We start from the raw sequence: 19,503 nt of genomic DNA on the forward strand, positions 1-19,503 counted from the left end.
CGAAACCGATTAGGCGGCCGACAGGTTGCGTATCGCGATCGACGCGACGTCGACGCGCTTGGGCAGGATCGCGTCCGCGGCAGCACGGTCGGCGATCCGTTGCAGCACGTCGATGTCCGCGCCGGTGACGCCGCGCTGCGCGAGCGCCGCCCGGCGGACGATGTCGGCGGCCGCATCGCGCGGCAGGCGCGTGAGCGACGCATAGACGGCCCCGTAATCGACAGGGTGCGACAAGGCCCACTGGCCGGCGCGGGTCAGGCGCGCGAGCACGTCCGACAGCGCCGCGCGCTTGGATCGATCGTCGAGCGTGTCGACGGGCGACGTGAGGAACGCGAGCCCCGAATTGATCCCGCTGCCGTCGCGCACGATGCGCGCACCGCGCCGAACCACGTGTCCGTAATACGGATCGAAGGTCGCCCAGATGCCGATCTGCTTCGCCTCGAATGCGGCGAACGCATCGACCGGCAGCACGAAGCGCACCTCGACGTCGCCCGGTGCGAGGCCGTGTTCGCGCAGCGCGCCGTACAGCTGGTATTGCGAGATGCTGCCGCGCGCCGACGACACGACGACGGTGCGCCCCTTCAGGTCGGCGACGGTGCGCACCGGCGAATCGGGCTGCACGACGATGCCGAGCGACGTCGGCGAGCCGACGCGCGTCGCGACGATCCGCAACGCCGGATCGCCGAGCGCGGCCGTCAACACCGGCAGGTCGCCGGCCGGCGCGAGATCGATCGCGCCCGCGCGCTGCGCTTCGAACAACGGTGCCGCGCCCTGGAAATTCGCCCAGCGAAACCGGTACGGCACGCCGTCGAGCACGCGCGCGGCTTCGGCCAGCGCGCGCAGGCCGCCGGCCTGGTCGCCGAGCACCAGCGTGACGTTCGACAGGTCGGGACCGGCCGCGCGCACGGGCAATGCTGCGGCACCGGCCAGCGGTGCGGCGGCCAGGGCGGCGACGCGCAGCAGGGCGCGGCGGCGGGCCGGGGCGGGGGGCGAAGTCATCGGCGGCGGGTCCTCGGTGATCCGCGCGCAGGTCGCGCGGTTGCCGGGCAGATTACGGAATCGGTTTCGCGCCGGCAAACATCGAATCGCGAAATGCTTATTCACGCGAGGCTGGTGAGTGGCGGTGTGGAGAAGCCAAGGCCGCGGCCGCCCTCGACGCATGCTCGGCGGCGGCGGGGCGGCGCCAGTCCGTTGCTGGCGCGAACAGGCCCTAGCCAGCGGCCGGAACGGTGCGCAGGAAGGCGCGCACCGCGGGCGCCTTTTCGAAGCGCCGATGCGCGAGCGCGAGTTCGGACATGATCGGCTTGCCGGCGATCGGCCGGTACACGACGCCCGGCAACGACACGCAGCCGGCGAGCGCGTCCGGGATCACGGCGACCCAGCCGTTCACCGACACGCACGCGAGCACCGCGAGCAACCCGCCGGGCCGCGCGGCGATCACCGGCGCGAAGCGGCCGCGGCGTGCGACTTCGAGCGTGCCGCGTTCCTGTTCGGGTACCGCGAAGCGTGCGTCGGCGAGATCGGCGGCGCGCACGGCGGTCATCGCCGCGTAACGCGAATCGGCCGGCACCGCCGCGACGAACACGTCGCGTTGCAGCGTGACGATCCGCAGCCCGCCCGGCAGCGGCAACGGCGGGCGCACGTATGCGAGGTCGAGCCGGCCCGTGTCGAGCTGCTTCGCGACGTCGTCCATCGGCACCTCGCGCAGGTTCAGCTCGATACGCGGATGCGCGGCGCGGAACGCGCCGACCGTGCGCTGCAGCGTGCCCGAATAGACGGCCGACGACACATAGCCGATCTCGAGGCGGCCGAGCTCGCCGCGCTCGGCGAGCGTCGCGAGTTCGCGCCCGCGCTGCAGATGCTCGAACGCGGCGCTCGCCTCGGCGAGAAACGCCTCGCCGGCCGCCGTCAGCGTGACCGCGCGGCGCGAGCGCTGGAACAGCCGCACGCCGAGCACCCGCTCGGCTTCCTGGATCTGCCGCGTGAGCGCGGGCGGCGCCATGTCGAGCGCGTCGGCCGCGCGGGCGAAATGCAGGTGCTGCGCGACGGCCAGGAACGCGCGCACGTGACGGAATTCAAGCGGATTCATGATTGCGATTTTCGTCAATGAAACTGCATGGATATGTCAATGACAGGCAATACGGGCCAGCCTAGCATACGGCTCGTCCCTCTTGCTCTGGAGCCCGTCGATGTCCCAGTCTTCTCCCGCCCGGCGCGCGGGCGCGCCCGCCGCCGCGCATCCGCGTGCCCGCCTGCCGGCCGCCGCGACGCTCGCGGTCGCCTCCGCGACGTGCTCGCTGATCGTGCTCGACACGAACGTCGTCGCCGTGTCGCTGCCGAGTGTCGCGCGCAGCTTCCATGCGAGTTTCGCCGACATCGAGTGGGTCGTGAGCGCCTACATGACCGCGTTCGCCGCATGCCTGCTGCCGGCCGGCGGGCTCGCGGATCGCTTCGGGCGCAAACGCATGCTTGGCGCGGGGCTCGCGCTCTTTGCGCTCGCGTCGCTCGGGTGCGGGATCGCGCCGTCGGCCGGCTGGCTGATCGCCGCGCGCGCGGTGAAGGGCGGCGGGGCCGCGCTCTTGCTGACGGCCGCGCTCGCGGTGATCGCGAACCGCTTTCCGGACGGGCGCGAGCGCGCCCGCGCGTGGGCGATCTGGGGGATGTGCATGGGGATCGCGACGGCCGTCGCGCCGCTGGTTGGCGGCGCGATCACGCAGTGGATCGGCTGGCGCTGGGTGTTCCTGCTGAACCTGCCGGTGTGCGCGCTGCTCGCGATCGGCACGCGCGTCGCGATCGACGAGTCGCGCGACCCGCATGCGAAACGGGTCGACGCCGCGGGCAGCCTGCTGTTCGGCACGGCGCTCGCGTGCGCGATCGCGGCGCTGATCGGCGCGCCGTCGCACGGCTGGCTGTCGGCCGCGACGCTCGGCCGGTTCGCGCTCGCCGGTGTGCTGCTGGCCGCGTTCATCGGCGCGGAGCGCTGGCAGGCGCGGCCGATGATCGATCTCGCGCTGTTTCGCCAACCGCGCTTCGTCGGCGCCGTGCTCGCGATGTTCGGCTACGCGGCGTGCGCGCAGGTGATGATGACGTTCCTGCCGCTGTACCTGCAGAACGCGTTCGGGATGTCGGCGATCGACGCGGGGCTCGGGATGTTGCCGTTCGCGTTCGCGATGATCGCGGGACCGTCGCTCGGCGGCATGCTCGCGTCGCGCGTGTCGTCCGGCGGCGTGCTGGCGGGCGGGCTCGCACTGATCGGCGCGGGCAATCTCGTGACCGCGGCGCTGACCGCCTGCGGCGACTACCGGCTCGTGGCGCTCGGGATGTTCGTGACGGGCTGCGGTGCCGGCATCATGAACGGCGACACGCAGAAGGCCATCATGGCGTGCGTGCCGCCGAACCGGACCGGAATGGCGTCGGGCATTAGCACGACCACCCGCTTCTCGGCGATCGTGACGGCCGTCGGCGTGCTCGGCGCGGTGCTGGCCGCCAGCACGCACGCGCGACTCGACCGGATGTTGTCCGCCGTGGCGGACGTGCGCGCGTTCGTCGATGCGCCGTTCATGTCGAGCCTGCTGGCCGGCGATCTCGGGCAGGCGCTGGCGCACGTGCCGCCGTCGGCCGCGCGCACGCTCGCCGACGCGGCGCCCGCGGCCTTCGCGAGCGGATTCGCGGCCGCGCTGACGTTGAGCGGCGTGCTCGCGCTGGCTGTCGCCGTCGTTGCATACACGTTGCTTGCGCAACCGATGCGCGATGTGTGACGTGTGCCGCGAGCGACGCGCTTCCCGTTGCACGCGACGACGCGGCGTCGTCGAGCCCGCGGTTCAGCGCGATTTCATCGCGAGGCGATGGATGCGCGCCGCGCGCGCGACGTGCGGTCGCTGCGATGCACCGCAATGCGTCGCCTGCCGGCGGCGTGTGCGCCGCGTCGGCTCGGGCGGGGCATCGATGATCGGCGCGTTCGTTCGCGCGTCCGCATCCGCGTTCGCATTCGCGGCGACCGCCGCAACGGCCGGCCGTGCCGCTTCCGCATCGAGCCAGCCGCGCGTCGCCTCGGCGATCAGCCCGCGCAGCCAGCGCACACCGTCGACGCAGGCGCCCGATTCGTTCCACGTCATCCGGTACACGATGTCGGGCGGCTCGGCCGGCAGCGCGACCGTGCCGAGCGGCAGCAGCTTCGCGTAGTGGCGCGCGAGCCGGTACGTGGTGGTCAGGATCAGATCGGAGCGCACCAGCGCATGCGCGGCGAGTTCGAAGTGCGGCAGCGTGACGACGATCCGCCGTTGCAGGCCGACGCGTTCGAGCTGCCGGTCGATCGCGCCGGACGCTTCGAGCCACGACGGCGTCGGGCACAGTTGCGGCGCCTGCGCGAACTCGGCGGCCGTCATCGCGCCGCGCCGCGCGAGCGGATGCGTCGCGCGCATCAGGCACACGACGCGATCGTCGAACAGGTCGTCCTGCCGGAACCGCGACGAGCGGGCAGGGCGGTTGTCGATCACGACGTCGAGCTCGCCGTCGGCGAGTGCCCGTTCGTCGTCGAAGCCGTCGCCGAGCGGATGAAACACGAGCTGCGCGTTCGGTGCGCGTTCGCGGAACAGCGCGACGAGCTTCGGCACGAACAGCACGTTCAGGTAGTCGGGGCAGCCGATCCGGTAAGTGCGCACCGACGTGCGCGCGTCGAAGGTCGGCTGCTGGATGCGGATGAAGTCGATCACGCGCAGCGCGTTGCGCAGCGGCTCGATCAGCCGCGCGCCGAACTCGGTCGGCACCATTCCGTAGCGGCTGCGCACCAGCAGCGGATCGCCGAGCAGCGTGCGCAGGCGCTTGAGCGCGGCGCTCGTCGCCGGCTGCGACATGTTCAGCCGCACGGCCGCGCGCGACACGGTGCGCTCGGTGAGCAGCACGAGCAGGATGCGCATCAGCCGCGCGTCCAGCACGTCGAGCGCGCCCGTTGCGTCGGACGCGTCGAGGGCAAGGCCGTTCGGCTTCGGTGCGTCCCGCATGGCGCTACGCGTTCGCGCGGCCCGTCATTTGGCGAAGGTGCCCGGCCAGCCGACGATCCGCTTCGGACGCGGCGGCGCATACGTACGGACCTTCGACGTCTTCAGCTTCAGGCGCACCAGCGATTCGGCAAGAGCGACCGCGGCCGACACGCCGTCGACGACCGGCACGCCCGTGCATTCCTCGATCTGCCGGTCGAGGCCGGCCATCCCGCCGCAGCCGAGGCAGATCACTTCCGCGTGATCGTCCTTCACCGCGCGCTGCGCCTCGCCGACGATCGACTCGATCGCGCGGGCCGGGTTCTCCTCGAGTTCGAGCACCGCGAGACCGCTCGCGCGCACCGATGCGCAGCGCGCATCGAGTCCGGCGAGCTTCAGGCGATCCTCGATCAGCGGCACCGTGCGGTCGAGCGTCGTGACCACGGAATAGCGGTGGCCGAGCAGCATCGCGACGCTCGCGGCCGCTTCGGTGATGTCGACGACGGGCACCGTCAGCAGTTCCTGCAGCCCTTCGCGGCCGTGTTCGCCGTAGCCGGCCTGGATCACCGCGTCGTAAGGCTCGTCGTAGCTCAACACGCGGTCCATCACGGCGATCGCCGCGAGGTAGCTCTCGAAGTTGCCCTCGACCGACTCCGCGCCGAAGCGCGGCGTCAGCCCGACGATCTCCGTGCCGGGCGACGCGGCGGCGCGCGCCTGCGCGGCGATGGCGTCGGTGATCGATTCGGTCGTGTTGACGTTGACTACCAGGATTCTCATCGGTGCACTCCGTATGCTGCGTTCAGTGTCGGGCGCAGGCGACCGCAATGTGTTCGCCCGAGCGCTCCTCGTATTGCCGTTTGCGATCGGCCGTCAGCCAGTAAACGCTGCCCGCGATGGCCGCGCCGAGCAGCCAGGAGAACGGCGTCATCGCGCTGAAGGCCGGCACGACGGCGAGCGTGATCGAGATCAGCGCGGACGGCAGCAAGGCCGCGAGCGCCTTGTGGTTCACGCCGCGCGTATGGAAATAGGCGCCGGTCGGCGCTTCGGTATAGAGATCCGGCACGTTCACGCGCTGCTTGCGCAAGAGCCAGTAGTCGACCGTGATGATCCCGTACAGCGGGCCGAGCAGCGCGCCGAGGCCGGACAGGAAATAGACGATCACAATCGGGCTGTTGTACAGGTTCCACGGCAGGATCAGCACCGCGACCGTCGCGCTGATCAGGCCCGCGCGGCGGAACGTCAGGCGGTGCGGCGCGAGGCTCGTCAGCACGAAGGCCGGTGCGACGAAGTTCGCCATGATGTTCACCGCGACCGTCACGATCAGGAATGCAAGACAGCCGAGCACGAGGAACAGCTTGTTCGGCACCGTCGCGATGATTTCCGTCGGGCTGTGGATGATCTGGCCGTTCAGCTTGAACTGTGCGCCCGCGAGCACGAAGCTGATCGCGGCGAACACCACGATGTTCACCGGCAGGCCCCAGAAGTTGCCGACCCGCACCGTCTTCGCACTCGGCGACGAGCGCGCGAAATCGCAGAAGTTGAGCACCAGCGTGCCGTAGATCGCGAGCCACAGCGAGCCGCCCGCGAACACCTCGGTCCACATCTTCAGGCCGGTCATCGGCTTGCCGATCGACATCGCGAGATGGCCACCGGTGCGGCTGAACATCCATGCGGCGAGCGACAGCGTCGTGACGAGAATGACCGGGCCGGCGAGCCCCTCATACTTGCGGACCATCTCCATGCCGTAAGTCAGGATGCCGATCTGAACCAGCCAGATTGCGACGAACGTGATCCAGCCGAGCGTCGACAGCCCGAGGATCGCATCGTGGTCGAAGGCGGCGAGGCCCGGCCAGATCGCGGTGAGCAGCACGCGCAGCACGACTGACGCGAGATAGGTCTGGATTCCGAACCATGCGATCGCGATCACCGCGCGGATCATCGCGGGCAAGAGCGCACCGTAAATGCCGAAGCTCATCCGGCTGATCACCGGGAACGGCACGCCGGTCTTCTGGCCCATGTAGCCGGTGAGGTTCATGAAGCAATACACGAGCACGGCGCCGATCGCGAGCGACGCGAGCATCTGCCAGCCCGACAGGCCGAGCGCAAACAGGCCGATCGCGAACGAGTAGTTCGCGATGTTGTGCACGTCGTTGGTCCAGAGCGCAAAGATGCTGTAGCGGCCCCAGGTGCGGCCCTCGGCCTTGGTCGGCGCGAGGTCGGCGTTGTGCAGCCGCGGGCTCAGCGCGGGATCGCGCGCGGCCGTATCGGTTCGATGCAGTGCGTCCTGCGCGCCGAGCACGATGCCCGCGCGGTGGGTGGCTTCCAGTTGCACGCCTTGTCTCCTTCCATGTGCGGGGCGCGAACCGGCAGCGTGTGCACGCAGCGCGGGCCGGCCGCCGTGGACGTTATGTCTCGGATTTGTTCGCGAGTATGGGCGGCGGGCGCGGCGATGGGAAATTAAATATTCGGCTGGGCGTCATTTGAAAAATGAATGGGGATCGATCGACTGCGCGGCACGCGAATTGCGTATTGAAGGGTTCCATCCACATCGACATCAGCGGAGGTGTCATGCAGCGATATTCCATTCGTCACGTATCGCGGGCCGTCTTCGCCGGCATCCTGATCGCCGGCCTGGCGGCGGGTGCGGGTTGTCAGAAAAAGAGCGACACCGGCACCGGCGCGAGTTCGGACACGAGCGCCACCGGCGGCATGGCGCCGGCGCCGTCCACCGCACCCTCGGGCATGCCGGGCAGCGGCACGGCCGGCGGCGCGGCGAGCATGCCGGGCGCGGCATCCGCGCCGACGGGCGCAAGCGGCGGTTGATCGCGGGAGCGGGCGGCGTGCGCGGGCAGATTGCCCGTGCGCCGCCGTAACGGCGTTCCGCTCGGCACGTGCGTCGCAGGACGTGCGCGGGTAGCGCGCTGCGTGTGAAAGATTTGCAAGGACCGTTGTAGCGATTCCCGGAGCGGCGCCGGCCGCGTCATGCCGGCGCGCGCCGTCGGGAACAGGAGGTGCGATGCAGAACGCGGAATCGAACCCAACCCCGGAACAGCAGCGGGAACAGATCCAGAAGAGCCCGGTGAAGACGCCGGCGGCCGGCGACATGCCGGATGCGGCGACCCAGGCAGCCGAAGTCGCGAAGCATCCGCTGACACCGGAGGCGGTCGCGGCGAAAACGCCGACCGGCCTGCCGCCGATCGACGTCGACGCGAATGCGGTCGACAGCGGCGACCCCGTGCGTCGTGCGGCCGGCCGGATCGTCACGCTCGACAACGCCAACATGGCGATGACGGACAACACGGTCGACGTCGACGGCAAGGGCCTGGAGGCGCGTTCAGGCGCGACCGAATGGCACGACAACGTGATTTACTCGAACGCGTCGCTCGACGACGCGGTCGACACGCCCGACGAAGGGCTCGGTGGGATCGAGAGCCGCCCGGGCGGCAACATGCCGCAAATCGCGACGCGGCCGGGCTGGCGCGTCCGCTATGTCGGCGACGTCGATGTCGAGCACGGCGACGGCACGCGGGCCGAGCACGTGATCCGCCTCGAGCGGACCGACTGACGCATAGATGGACGCGGGGCGGACCGCCGGCCGGCGGTCCGCCGATGGCCGTTACTGCGGGCCGAGTTCCTGCGCGGACGTGTCCGCATCGTTGCCTTGCGCGACGAGCACGTGGACGTCGTTCGGCGTCACGTCGCCGATGCCGCCCGACGGAATCGTCACCAGCAGCCAGTCCGCGTTGTTGTTGATGCTCACGGGTGCGGTCTTCAGGATAGGCGACTTGCTGCCGGCCGTCGTGACGATCACCTGGTAGCTGCCGCCGTTCAGATAGACCGAATCCTGCCCGGATGCCGGCACGGCGTTCTGATACGCGGCGCCCGCCAGCGTCGGGCTTTGCGCGTTGATGTCGGTGCCGGGAGGCACGACGTACACGTCGATGTTCTGCGCGTTCGGCGACGCGTTGAAGCTGCGCACGCGCGCCTTGTCGGACAGCAGCTTCTTGTCGAACGGGTCGTCGATCACCGAAATCGCCGACGACGTGCTCGGCAACGCGATCGTGGTGTAGTGATGGCCGTTCGCCGCGCCGAACGACTGCGACGCGACGGTCGTGGTCGTTCCCGATACGTCGTAGCTGACGGTCTGCGTGCCCGAGTCGATGTCGTGATAGCGGGTGACGCCTTTGTACGCGACGCCCGACGCGTCGACCTTCGCATTCAGGTAGTAATCGAGATTCGGGCCGGCCGGCACCGCGTTGATGAAGCGCGCCTGCGGTTTCGAGATGCCGAGTTCGGTGCCGACGTCGTTGCCGTCTCCGCCGCATGCCGCGAGCATGGAAACGACCGAGCACAGGGCTGCTATTGTTCGAATGGATTTCATTGTCGTCCTCTCATTCAGGGAACCTGATTGCGATGCGGTGTCGCCGCGCGAGGCATCGCGCGGTACGCAGCGCCGGATTGAAGGAAGGAATTGCCGTCCGCCGGGGCGGCGGGCGCATGGATGTCGCAAGCGATGTGCCCACGCGACGGAATCGGCACGGGCGCCCGTGTGGCGGAGGTGCGGCATGCAGGGCAGTTGCGTGCCGCGCCGGATCGTGCGAGTCGGGGTTGGATGCTTGTAAAAAGGCGATGCAACCAGGGAGCGCGCGACGTGTGCCGAAAAGGCGTTTCAAACGTCGACCGTTGTGCGCTGCGGCCGACGCGGGACAGGGGGCGGTGATTTTCGCGCATATCGTTGCGTGCGCATCGATATGAGGAAGATCATGCGGTCGCGCGGCGACCTGGCGGCGCCGCGCGCGTGATGTGCATCACCGATTCACGAGCTTCGCCGGATACGCGAGCGCGAGTGCGCAACCGACCAGCATGCATGCGGCAAAGCCGTATAGCCCCGCGCTTTGCGAATGGAACGTGTCGCGCAGCCAGCCGATGAAGTAAGTGCTACCGAAGCCGCCGAGGTTCGCGATCGAACATGCGAAAGCGATCCCGCCCGCCGCAGCCGAGCCTTTCAGGAACGTGGACGGCAACGCCCAGACGACCGGCATCGCGGCGGCCGCGCCCGCGTTGATTAGCGAGAACAGCAACACGGTCGCGAGCGTGCCGTGCGACGACGCGGCGGCAAATGCGAGCGCGACGGCCGACACCAGGAACGGCACGACGATATGCCAGCGGCGCTCGCGCGCACGGTCGGAGCTCGCGCCGCAATACAGCGTCGCGAGCACGGCCGCGGCATTGGGGATCACCATCAGCCAGCCGATGTGATACGCGTCCTTCACGCCTGTGTCGCGCAGGATCGTCGGCAGCCAGAAGCTCACCGCATACAGCCCGAGCAGCACGCAGAGGTCAATGAGACCGAGGGCCCACACCTTCGGGTCGGTGAACGCACGGCCGAGCGCATGACTCTTGTTCCCGGACGGATCGGCGTCGAGGTTGGCGCGCAGCGTGCGCTTCTCATCGGGGTTCAGCCAGCGCGCGGTTTCGATGCCGTTGGGCAGCCAGCGCAGTACCGCGAAGCCGAGCAGCACGGACGGCAATGCCTCCAGCAGGAACAGCCACTGCCAGCCGCCGAGCCCGTGCGCGCCGTCGAACGCCCGCATGATCCAGCCGGAAATCGGGCTGCCGATCATGCTCGACAGCGGCAGACCGACCATGAACAGCGCGACGATCCGCGCGCGGCGCGCATCGGGATACCACTGCGTCAGGTACAACAGCACGCCGGGCAGGAAGCCGGCTTCGGCGGCACCGAGCAGGAAGCGCACGATGTAGAACTGCATCGGCGTCTGCACGAACATCGTCGCGCCCGACAGCAGACCCCACGTGATCATGATCCGCGCGATCCACAGCTTCGCGCCGACGCGTTGCAGCACCAGGTTGCTCGGGACTTCGAACAGGATGTAGCCGCCGAAGAACAGGCCGGCGCCGAGCCCGTACACGGTGTCGCTGAACTTCAGCGCGTCGAGCATCTGCAGCTTCGCGAGCCCGATGTTGATGCGGTCGAGATAGGCCGCGAAATAGCACAGGCAGAACAGCGTGATCAGGCGCAGCGTGACCTTGCGGTATAGCGCGCCGTGCAGCGTGTCGTCGGCGGAGACGGCTGCGCTCGGGTGTGCGGTAGACATGGGATTGCCCCTGTTCGAATGTGACGGATGAAGTGGGTGGCCGTTCGACGCGAGCGAAGGTTCGCCGCGCGCTGGAGTCTGTATAGCACGCCAATTACATAGCGTACACACTAGAAAATACGGAATCGCACTGGCATGAAAACATCCGTTTTAGGATCGATCGATGTGCCGTATAAGGCCTATGTTTTTCGAGGAATTATTCGGGGAAAAGCACATATTTTCGCGAACATCACGAGCGGATCCGGATGCACAAAACTCGTGCGTGTGCGCTTAAAAGTGGAGTGTGTGCATGCAAGTGCCTCGGTGGTGCGATAGCGTGCGTTCGGTAGTCCGCAGGATGGTGCGAACGGCACCCTTGGGGCGCGGTGTCGTGGGCGGGTCGGCACAGTCGGGCAATCGTCAGGTCAAAGACGGAGCGGGCGCGACGAACCCTGACGTGCCGCAATGAAGCGACCACCGCGCGAACGATCGTGCCGATTCGAGGGTGTACACTGCTTGCCTTTCTCATTCATGCCGCGCGGGCCTTCATCTTCATGGCGTCTTCCAAGGATTCCTACGACTTTCACGACCAGGTCGGGCACCTGCTGCGCCGCGCCTATCAGCGGCACGTCGCGATCTTCCAGGAAGCGATCCCCGATTCGGACCTGACGGCCGCGCAGTTCGTCGCGCTGTGCGCGGTCAAGGAAAAGCAGGCGTGTTCGCTGAACGACATCGTCAAGGCGACCGCGATCGACCAGGCGACGATCCGCGGCGTCGTCGATCGGTTGAAGGCGCGCGAGCTGATCGAGGTGCTGCCCGACCCGAACGACGGCCGCAAGCTGATCGTGCGCGCGACCGCGGCGGGCCTCGCGCTGATCGACCGCACGGTGCCGTTCGCGCGGCAGGTGACCGAGCGCACGTACGGGCCGCTCAATCCGGGCGAACGCGTCGCATTGCAGTATCTGCTGCGCAAGATGATGGAGGCCGATGGCGACGCGTGACGCGCGGCGCCGTCCGGCCCTCGACGCGAACCACCCTTACACCGCGCGTGCTGCGGCGGGCGCTTCCGCACCAGGAAGCCGGCCGGCCTCGCGCAGCGCTGTACGCACCGTCTCGGGCGTGAACGGCGGCGCGTAGAAGCGCACGCCGGTCGCGTCGAACAGCGCATTCGCGACGGCGGCTGGCCCCGGCACCGACGCCGATTCGCCCGCGCCGAGCGGCGGCTCGCCTTGCCGCGGCATCAGCACCACGTCGACATCCGGCACTTCGTCGAACGTCAGGATCGGATAGCTTGCCCATTCCCGCGAAGCGACCTTGCCATCGGCAAACCGCACACGCTCCTTCAGCGTGCGGCTCAATACCTGGATCACGTTGCCGTGGATCTGGTGACGCACGCCGTCCGGGTTGATCATCGTGCCGGTGTCCTGGCCGACCGTCACGCGCTCGATGCGGATTTCGCCGGACACGCGATCGACGCTCAGGTCGACGATCCATGCGGACCATGCCGCGCCGAAACCGGGGAAGCGACTGTGCACGTAGCGCGCATACGCGACGCCGCGCCCGCGCACGACGCGCGATCCTTCGTGTTCATGGTTGCGGCCCGCGCACGGGGTCCAGCCCGCGCGATCAGCCACGGCCTGCAGCAGTTCGCGCGCGCGCGTGTCCTTGAGATGCCGAAGCCGGAACGCGACCGGATCGATGCCGGCCAGCACCGCGCATTCGTCGACGAACGCGTCGTGCGCGAACGAGTTCGGTAACGCCGACACGCCGCGCAACCACGATGCGCGCACGAGCGGCGCGAGATCCTCGCAGACGAAGCGGCGGTTCGGGCTTTCATACGGCGACACGGCCGTGCGGTCGCCCATCTCGAACACGCGCGGCTCGGGTGCGATCGCGCCGGTCAGGAGCGTTGCGAGCAGCGGCGCGTCGTTCGATGGATAGCGCGTCGTGAAGTCGTAGCTCAGCAGGCGGCCGTCGCGCGTCACGGTGCCCGTCACCTGCATTAGTTGCCCGGCGCCCTTCGGTTCCCACAGATGTTCGTCCGCGCGTGACAGTTGCACGCGCACCGGACGGCCGACCGCGCGCGACAGCAGCAGCGCGTCGCCGCATACGTCGTCCGCGCCGTTGCGGCCGTAGCAGCCGGCTGCTTCCATTCGTACGATGTCGAAATCGGCTTCGTCTCGCGCCACGAGCGTCGCGAGGTCGTAGCGCAGCGATACGGGGTTCTGCGTGCCGGACCATACGGTGATCCGGCCGTCGCCGGGCGCGCGATAGTCGGCGAGCGCGCACGACGGGCCGATCGAGCCATGCATCTGGAACGGCCATGCATAGGTGCGCGACAGCGTGATCGTGTCGGGTTGCGTGCGTGCCGCGTCGACGTCGCCTTCGTCGAGCAACAAACGGCGTTGCGCGGGCGCGGCGGCGATCGCGGCCGCGGGCGTATCGAGCGGCGGCAGCGCGGGATGCGGCCGCCACGTGACGCGCAGCTGGCGCGCCGCGCGGATCGCGTGTTCCTCGCGCTCGGCCACGACGCCGACGAAATCGCCGATCGCGACGATCGCCACGGGCCCCGGCACGTCGGCGACCGACGCGCGATCGACGTCGACCAGCGACGTGCCGACGAACGCGCCGCTGTCGTGGCCTGCATACGGCGGCCGCACGACGCGGCCATGCAGCATGCCCGGCACGCGCATGTCGTGCACGAACGTGAGCTGGCCCGTTGCTTTCGCGGGCAGGTCGACGCGCGGCGACGATCGGCCGACGATCCGGTAGTCAGCGGGATCCTTCGTGCGGGCATTCAGGTCGAGCGTCAGTGCGATGCGGTGCTCCGCGACGAGCGCGGCGAACGTCGCGGCGTGCCCGTGTGCCGGCGCGGAGATCGTTCCGTCGTCGATGCTCAACTGCGCGAGATCGACACCGAAACGCTCGGCGGCCCGCATCAGCAATGCGTGGCGTGCCTGCGCGGCCGCGCAGCGCAAGGGCGTCGCGGAAATCTGGATCGTCGCGCTCGCGATGGTCGGACCCTGGTTCGGCGTCGCGGCCGTGTCGCCGAGCACCATCGTCACGCGCGCGGGCGGCACGTCGAGTTCCTCGGCCACGATTTGCGCGAGCGACGTGCGAATGCCGGTGCCGAGGTCGACATGGCCGTTGAACGCGAGGATGCGTCCGTCGTCGAGAATCGCGACGAACACCTCGGGTAGCACCGGCACGTACGACGACAGGCTGCCCGGCTGGCCGGGCGCCGGCCTGGGCGGCGGCGCGGGCGGCCGGATCACGGTCAGGCAGCCGTCGCGCGCAAGCAGTTCGGAGCGATTCACGATCGAGGTGTCCTGTCGGAGAGGGCGCGGCTGGCGGGCGCACGGGCTTCGGCGTGCAGACGCTGCGTGCCGCGCACGAGGTGGCGGCCTGGGCTTGCGCGACGGCGCACGCGGTCAATCTAGGTCGCCAAAACCGCAGCGTCAATCGCACGCGGGTGAAGGGTGAGGGCGCGGGCGACGGCCAGGCCGCCGCCCGCGCGGCACGGAGTGGCGTGGCGGCTCAGCGCGCGTGCACGGTATCGATCGCCGCGATCGCATCATCGAGCGGCATCACGGCCGCATATTTCTGCTGCATGTCGAACAGGTTCGCGTCGTGCGGCGCGATCGCGCGATCGCCGACGCAATCGGCAAGCACGAGCGGACGGAACCCGTGCGACATCGCGTCGACCACGCTCGCGCGCACGCAGCCGCTCGTCACCGCGCCGGCAACGAGCAGCGTCTGCACCGCGCGCTGCGCGAGCCACGGTGCAAGCTGCGTGCCGAAAAACGCCGACGGCACGGTCTTGCGCACGACGAGTTCGCCGGCGGCAGGCGTGAGTTCGGGCACGATCGCGCTGTTCGGATGGTGCTCGGTCAGCGTCGCCATGCCGGGCACCTTCAGCGAGAACACGTTGTCGTCGCTGCCGTCGTCCGCGTACACGATGCGGCTGTGCGCGACCGGCCAGCCGCGTTCGCGCGCGAGCGCGAGCGCCCGCGTCGTGCGCGCGATCGCCGGCGCGATGTTGCCGCCGCCGAACGTCGCGGGATCGGCGAAGCCGGCCACGAAGTCGACGATCAGCAGTCCGATGTTGCCGTGCGGCGGCAGCGGCGTGCCGAAACCCTGCTGGCGATAGACGTTCGCTTCGGCATGATGGGAAAGGTCGGTCATGGTGTCGGGCACTCGTCTGTCAGGCGGGTTGGTCGGTCACGCGGCCGTCGCGCACGACGGTCTCGCCGTCGAGCTCGACCGTGCAGCGGCGCAGCGGGATGTCGATGTGGCAGGTGGTCGTTCGATTGCCGCCGCCTTCGTTGTTCGGGCCGAGCGAGAACAGGAAGTTGCCTTCGAACGCTCGCGCATCCATCCCGATCGTCGCCTCGCGGTCGTACAGGCCGAGCGTCGACCAGCGCGCACGCGGCTGCAGCCCCCAGCCGATGTGCGAGATCGCGTAGCCTTCCGGGTCGGCGAAGGTTTCCATGTAGTCCCGCAGCAGATCGGCGTCGATGCCGCCTTCGATGCGCGTCGCGTAACCGCCTTCGACGGTCAGCGCGATCGGCTCGCTCACGTAGTGCTTCTGCGGCAGCAGGATGTCGCCGCGATCGATCACGATCGTGCCGCGCGCGGTGCGATCGTTCGGGTAGGTCAGCGCGAAACCGCTCGGCCAGTGGTCCCAGCGGCCCGGCGCGTCGACGAAGCCGTATTCGGCGGTCGGCGGGAAATCGCCGAGCGGGCACACGAGGGCGGTGCCGGCCGCGGAGGTCACGCGCATCTCGCGCGCGGCGGCGATTTTTTTCGCGGCACCGAGCACGCGCGTGCGATCGGCCAGCGTTGGCAGCATGCGCACCAGCACCTCGGGCGGCTCGACCGCGAGCAGGATCTTCGTGCCGGACTTCAGGATGTCGTGCTGCTCGGGCGAGAACAGCAGCGTCATCAGGTCGAGCACGAGGTCGCTCTCGCGCAGCGCGGCGATTGCGGCTCGGTTGCCGGTCAGCGGCGTCGTGCCGAGATACGCGAGCGGGTCGCGGCTGAACGCGTTCTCGCCGTTCACCGGCGGCAGGTCGAGCCGGTTGACGATCGCGCCCATCGATTGCGTCGCGATCAGCGCGCACGACAGCGTCTGCGGGTGAGTGGCCGCGCTCGTCAGGATCGTGACGGTCTGGCCCGGTTCGAGGCGCGACAGCGTGAGCACCTGCTTCCACGCGTCGATCAGTTGATAGTCGCTGACTGGCATCGTCGGCTCCGGTAAAAGCGTGAAGGGAAAAGGGGGGGCGACGTGGAATCAGGCCGCGAGCGGCGCGCCGAGGAAGTCGCCGAAGGCCGCGTAGAAGCCCGCCGCGTTGTCCCACGGGATCATGTGGCCGGCGTCGGGCACGCGCACGTGCCGCATCGACGGTGTCGCGTGCTGCAATTCAGCGACGTCGTCGTCGCGCACCACGTCGCCGCGCTCGGCCGTGATCAGCAGGGACGGCACGGTCAGTCGTGCGGCATCCGCGTGGAAGTCGTCGGTGTGGAAGCCTTCGTACGACGCGCGCACCGCTCGCTCGTCGCACGTGTGCAGCCATTCGGCGCGCAATTGCAGTTCGGCGTCGGTCCAGGTCGGACAGAACGCGCGCATCCCTTCGGCGTCGGTGCCGGCGCGCGCGAGCGTCATCGAGTCGATGTACCACGGCAGCTTGCCCGGATAGTCGCGGCGGTTCGGGCCCGACACCGGCGGATCGACGAGCACGACCGACTCGAGACCGCCGATGTCGCGCCGCGCCGCGCGCGCGGCGATCCGCGCGCCCATCGAATGGCCGACGAGGCTCGTGCGCGGCAGGCCGAGCGCGGCGATGAGCGCCGCGACGTCGTCGGCCTGCGCGTCGAGGCCGTAGTCGAGCGACGGCGACGCGTCGGACAGCCCGCGACCGCGCACGTCGAGCACATAGGTGTCGAACGCCGCGCCGAACACTTCGCCGACGAAGCCCCACGTGATCGCGGGGCTCGTGATGCCGGGAATCAGCACGATGGCGGGTCGCGACGCGCGCGCGCCTGTCGCGCCGCCGTAGCGCAGGTAGTGCTGGCGGATGCCGTTCGCGCGGACGTTTGCGCCGTACAGGAAAGTCGAGGACATGGAGAGGCTCCGAAGTAGCGGGGGGCTCAGTACGCGCCGGACAGCAGCGCGCCGGCGCCCGGCACGACCGGTTCGAGATCGAGTTCGCGCAGCATCGCGTAGGTCGTCGCGATCGCAGCCGTGATCACGGGCTTGCCCGTCATCGCCTCGACTTTCGCAACAGCCGGCAACGACGGCATCTGCACGCACGCCGACAGCACGATCGCATCGGCGTCCTGGTACGGCAGCGTCTTCACAATGTCGGGCAGGCGTGCCGGGTCGTGGCGGCCGACGTCGAGGTTGTCGGGAATCTCGAGCGCGCGATACGCGATCACTTCATAGCCTTCGTTGCGGATGTAATCGACCACGAGTTCGGTCAGCGGCAGCATGTACGGCGCGACCACCACGATGCGCTTCGCGCCGATCACCTTCAAGGCGTCGACGAGCGCGCCCGCGCTCGTCAGCACCGGCGCCTGCGCGCCGTTGTCGGCCGTGTGTTTCGTGAGGCGCGCCTGCGACACGCGGTGATAGCCGCGGCCCATCGCCATGATCGCGACGAGGCACGCGTAGCCGAGCACGTCGACGCGCGCATCGCTCAGCTCCACCGCGCAGCGGTCGGATTCGGCATCCATCGCCGCGAGTTCTTCCTTGACGACCTTCTTCATCCGCATCCGGCTCGAGTGATACGTGAAGCGCTCGGGCCGGATCGCCTCGCGCAACCGCAGCATCGCGGGAATCTCGGTTTCCATCGTCGTGTTGGAACTCGGCACGATCTGGCCGATGCGGTAGGTCTTGCTCATGACGGGAGGCTCCGTGTCGGTAAGGGTGGGGCGGCACGCTGGCGCGAGATCGCCTGATTTCGAGCAAAGTCTAGTGTGTACATTTGAAAATGGCAATGGATCAAAATGATCGCCGTTCGGCAGTCATCATTTACGAGTGCGTAAAGTTGAGGAAATATTGGTGTTTTCCCGGATGATTGAATCGCCGACAACAATCCGCTTGTTCTGAATAAATTGAGTGTGTACGCTACATAGACGCCATTCAATTCGCCCGTTCTCCGTGCCGCGTTCGGCGACGGGCTCACGATCAGGAGATCCGCATGAGCAAACCACGTATCGCAATCATCGGCGCCGGTCTCGGCGGCACGGCCGCCGCGGCGCTTCTGCAGCGCCGCGGCTACGACGTCGCGCTGTACGAGCAGGCGCCGGCGTTCTCGCGCCTCGGCGCGGGCATTCATCTCGGCCCGAACGTGATGAAGATCATGCGGCGCATCGGGTGCGAGGACGCGCTGGAGACGATGGGCTCGCATCCGGATTACTGGTACAGCCGCGACTGGCGGACGGCCGACGTGTTGTCGCAGATTCCGCTCGGCGACTACGCGCGCAAGACCTACGGCGCGAGCTACCTGACCGTGCATCGCGGCGATTTCCATGCGCTGATGACGCAGGCGGTGACACCCGGCACGATCCGCTTCGGCAAGCGGCTCGCGTCGGTGGAGGACACCGGCGACGCGGTGCGTCTGACGTTCGCCGACGGCAGCGCCGAGACGGCCGACATCGTGATCGGCGCGGACGGCGTGAATTCGCGGATCCGCGAGCATCTGCTCGGTGCGGAGCCGCCGCGCTATACAGGCTACGTCGCGCATCGCGCGGTGTTCCCGGCATCGCTGCTCGGCAACAAGCCGTACGACATGTGCGTGAAGTGGTGGTCGGAGGATCGTCACATGATGGTCTACTACGTGACCGAGAAGCGCGACGAGTACTACTACGTGACCGGCGTGCCGCAGGCCGAGTGGCCGGAAGGCGTGTCGATGGTCGACAGCAGCCGCGATGAAATGCGCGAGGCGTTCGCGGGTTTCCATGCCGACATCCAGCATCTGATCGACGTGTCGCCGTCGATCACCAAGTGGCCGCTGCTCGAACGCGACCCGCTGCCGTTGTGGAGCCGCGGCCGTCTCGTGCTGCTCGGCGATGCGTGCCATCCGATGAAGCCGCACATGGCGCAGGGCGCGGCGATGGCGATCGAGGATGCGGCGATGCTCACGCGCTGTCTCGACGAAGTCGGCATCGGCGATCACGCGGGTGCGTTCGCGCTGTATGAGACGAATCGCGCGGCGCGTGCGTCGAAGGTGCAGCTCGTGTCGCACAACAACACGTGGCTGCGCACCAACGAGGATCCGTCGTGGGTGTTCGGCTACGACGTGTTCGACGTGCCGCTCGTGTCACCGTCACCGTCGCGCGGCAACGTGGCGGCCGTTGCCTGACGCGCGCGCGGTGTCCGAGCCGGATGCCGCGCCGCCATATCGTCGATCGACGCGGCGGCACGCGCG

17 protein-coding genes are annotated in these 19,503 nt (G+C 68.8%); 4 read left to right on the forward strand and 13 right to left on the reverse strand.

Annotated elements, in window-relative coordinates; all coding sequences use genetic code 11:
• Window positions 1–9: 9 nt before the first annotated feature.
• Entirely contained in the window at window positions 10–999 is a 990-nt protein-coding gene (locus HWX22_RS00190) for an ABC transporter substrate-binding protein (protein ID WP_175914785.1), read from the reverse strand.
• A 211-nt stretch (window positions 1,000–1,210) separates the two neighbouring features.
• The gene (locus tag HWX22_RS00195) at window positions 1,211–2,089 is read right to left on the reverse strand and encodes a LysR family transcriptional regulator (RefSeq protein ID WP_059524865.1); all 879 of its coding nucleotides are present in this window, start codon (window positions 2,087–2,089) and stop codon (window positions 1,211–1,213) included.
• 100 nt (window positions 2,090–2,189) lie between these two features.
• Between HWX22_RS00195 and HWX22_RS00200 the strand changes: the two genes are divergently transcribed.
• Window positions 2,190–3,758, forward strand: coding sequence for an MFS transporter (locus HWX22_RS00200; RefSeq protein ID WP_175914786.1), 1,569 nt, complete (start codon window positions 2,190–2,192; stop codon window positions 3,756–3,758).
• 63 nt (window positions 3,759–3,821) lie between these two features.
• Here the strand turns inward: HWX22_RS00200 and HWX22_RS00205 are convergent, their stop codons facing one another.
• The 4 genes from HWX22_RS00205 to HWX22_RS31875 all read right to left on the reverse strand — a co-directional run bounded on the left by HWX22_RS00205 (window position 3,822) and on the right by HWX22_RS31875 (window position 7,960).
• Window positions 3,822–5,000, reverse strand: coding sequence for a LysR family transcriptional regulator (locus HWX22_RS00205; RefSeq protein WP_175914787.1), 1,179 nt, complete (start codon window positions 4,998–5,000; stop codon window positions 3,822–3,824).
• Window positions 5,001–5,024: 24 nt separating this feature from the next.
• Window positions 5,025–5,753 (reverse strand): aspartate/glutamate racemase family protein, encoded by a 729-nt coding sequence (locus tag HWX22_RS00210; RefSeq protein WP_175906333.1) that lies wholly within the window; start codon window positions 5,751–5,753, stop codon window positions 5,025–5,027.
• Between the two features lie 22 nt (window positions 5,754–5,775).
• Complete coding sequence (locus HWX22_RS00215) at window positions 5,776–7,308, reverse strand: NCS1 family nucleobase:cation symporter-1 (protein WP_175914788.1); 1,533 nt, start codon at window positions 7,306–7,308, stop codon at window positions 5,776–5,778.
• Window positions 7,309–7,627: 319 nt separating this feature from the next.
• Window positions 7,628–7,960 carry a hypothetical protein gene (locus tag HWX22_RS31875; protein WP_244135171.1) on the reverse strand — a complete coding sequence of 111 codons (333 nt, stop codon included), beginning with the start codon at window positions 7,958–7,960 and terminating at the stop codon, window positions 7,628–7,630.
• 32 nt (window positions 7,961–7,992) lie between these two features.
• Here HWX22_RS31875 and HWX22_RS00225 point away from each other — a divergent pair, with 32 nt between their 5' ends.
• Window positions 7,993–8,541 carry a DUF3005 domain-containing protein gene (locus tag HWX22_RS00225; RefSeq protein ID WP_175914789.1) on the forward strand — a complete coding sequence of 183 codons (549 nt, stop codon included), beginning with the start codon at window positions 7,993–7,995 and terminating at the stop codon, window positions 8,539–8,541.
• Between the two features lie 51 nt (window positions 8,542–8,592).
• Here the strand turns inward: HWX22_RS00225 and HWX22_RS00230 are convergent, their stop codons facing one another.
• Complete coding sequence (locus HWX22_RS00230; RefSeq protein ID WP_175914790.1) at window positions 8,593–9,357, reverse strand: DUF4397 domain-containing protein; 765 nt, start codon at window positions 9,355–9,357, stop codon at window positions 8,593–8,595.
• A gap of 427 nt (window positions 9,358–9,784) precedes the next feature.
• The gene (locus tag HWX22_RS00235) at window positions 9,785–11,092 is read right to left on the reverse strand and encodes an MFS transporter (protein WP_175906325.1); all 1,308 of its coding nucleotides are present in this window, start codon (window positions 11,090–11,092) and stop codon (window positions 9,785–9,787) included.
• A gap of 533 nt (window positions 11,093–11,625) precedes the next feature.
• Here HWX22_RS00235 and HWX22_RS00240 point away from each other — a divergent pair.
• Window positions 11,626–12,072: a MarR family winged helix-turn-helix transcriptional regulator gene (locus tag HWX22_RS00240; protein WP_059818847.1), complete on the forward strand. Its 447-nt coding sequence runs from the start codon at window positions 11,626–11,628 to the stop codon at window positions 12,070–12,072.
• Between the two features lie 36 nt (window positions 12,073–12,108).
• Here HWX22_RS00240 and HWX22_RS00245 read toward each other — a convergent pair whose 3' ends face one another.
• The 5 genes from HWX22_RS00245 to HWX22_RS00265 all read right to left on the reverse strand — a co-directional run bounded on the left by HWX22_RS00245 (window position 12,109) and on the right by HWX22_RS00265 (window position 17,974).
• Window positions 12,109–14,388, reverse strand: a complete 2,280-nt coding sequence (locus HWX22_RS00245) for a molybdopterin cofactor-binding domain-containing protein (RefSeq protein ID WP_175906323.1) — start codon at window positions 14,386–14,388, stop codon at window positions 12,109–12,111.
• Window positions 14,389–14,608: 220 nt separating this feature from the next.
• Window positions 14,609–15,256, reverse strand: a complete 648-nt coding sequence (locus HWX22_RS00250) for an isochorismatase family protein (protein ID WP_175914791.1) — start codon at window positions 15,254–15,256, stop codon at window positions 14,609–14,611.
• 19 nt (window positions 15,257–15,275) lie between these two features.
• Window positions 15,276–16,316, reverse strand: a complete 1,041-nt coding sequence (locus tag HWX22_RS00255; protein WP_175914792.1) for a 2,5-dihydroxypyridine 5,6-dioxygenase — start codon at window positions 16,314–16,316, stop codon at window positions 15,276–15,278.
• 48 nt (window positions 16,317–16,364) lie between these two features.
• A complete protein-coding gene (locus HWX22_RS00260; protein ID WP_059818851.1) occupies window positions 16,365–17,195 on the reverse strand; it encodes an alpha/beta hydrolase in 831 nt (276 codons plus the stop codon).
• 26 nt (window positions 17,196–17,221) lie between these two features.
• On the reverse strand, window positions 17,222–17,974 hold the full coding sequence (locus HWX22_RS00265; RefSeq protein ID WP_175912500.1) for an Asp/Glu racemase: 753 nt from the start codon (window positions 17,972–17,974) through the stop codon (window positions 17,222–17,224).
• 299 nt (window positions 17,975–18,273) lie between these two features.
• Here HWX22_RS00265 and HWX22_RS00270 point away from each other — a divergent pair, with 299 nt between their 5' ends.
• Window positions 18,274–19,437, forward strand: a complete 1,164-nt coding sequence (locus HWX22_RS00270; protein ID WP_059818853.1) for an FAD-dependent monooxygenase — start codon at window positions 18,274–18,276, stop codon at window positions 19,435–19,437.
• Window positions 19,438–19,503: the final 66 nt, after the last annotated feature.

Source organism: Burkholderia sp. BCC1638, assembly GCF_902833195.1.
Lineage (GTDB): Bacteria > Pseudomonadota > Gammaproteobacteria > Burkholderiales > Burkholderiaceae > Burkholderia > Burkholderia diffusa.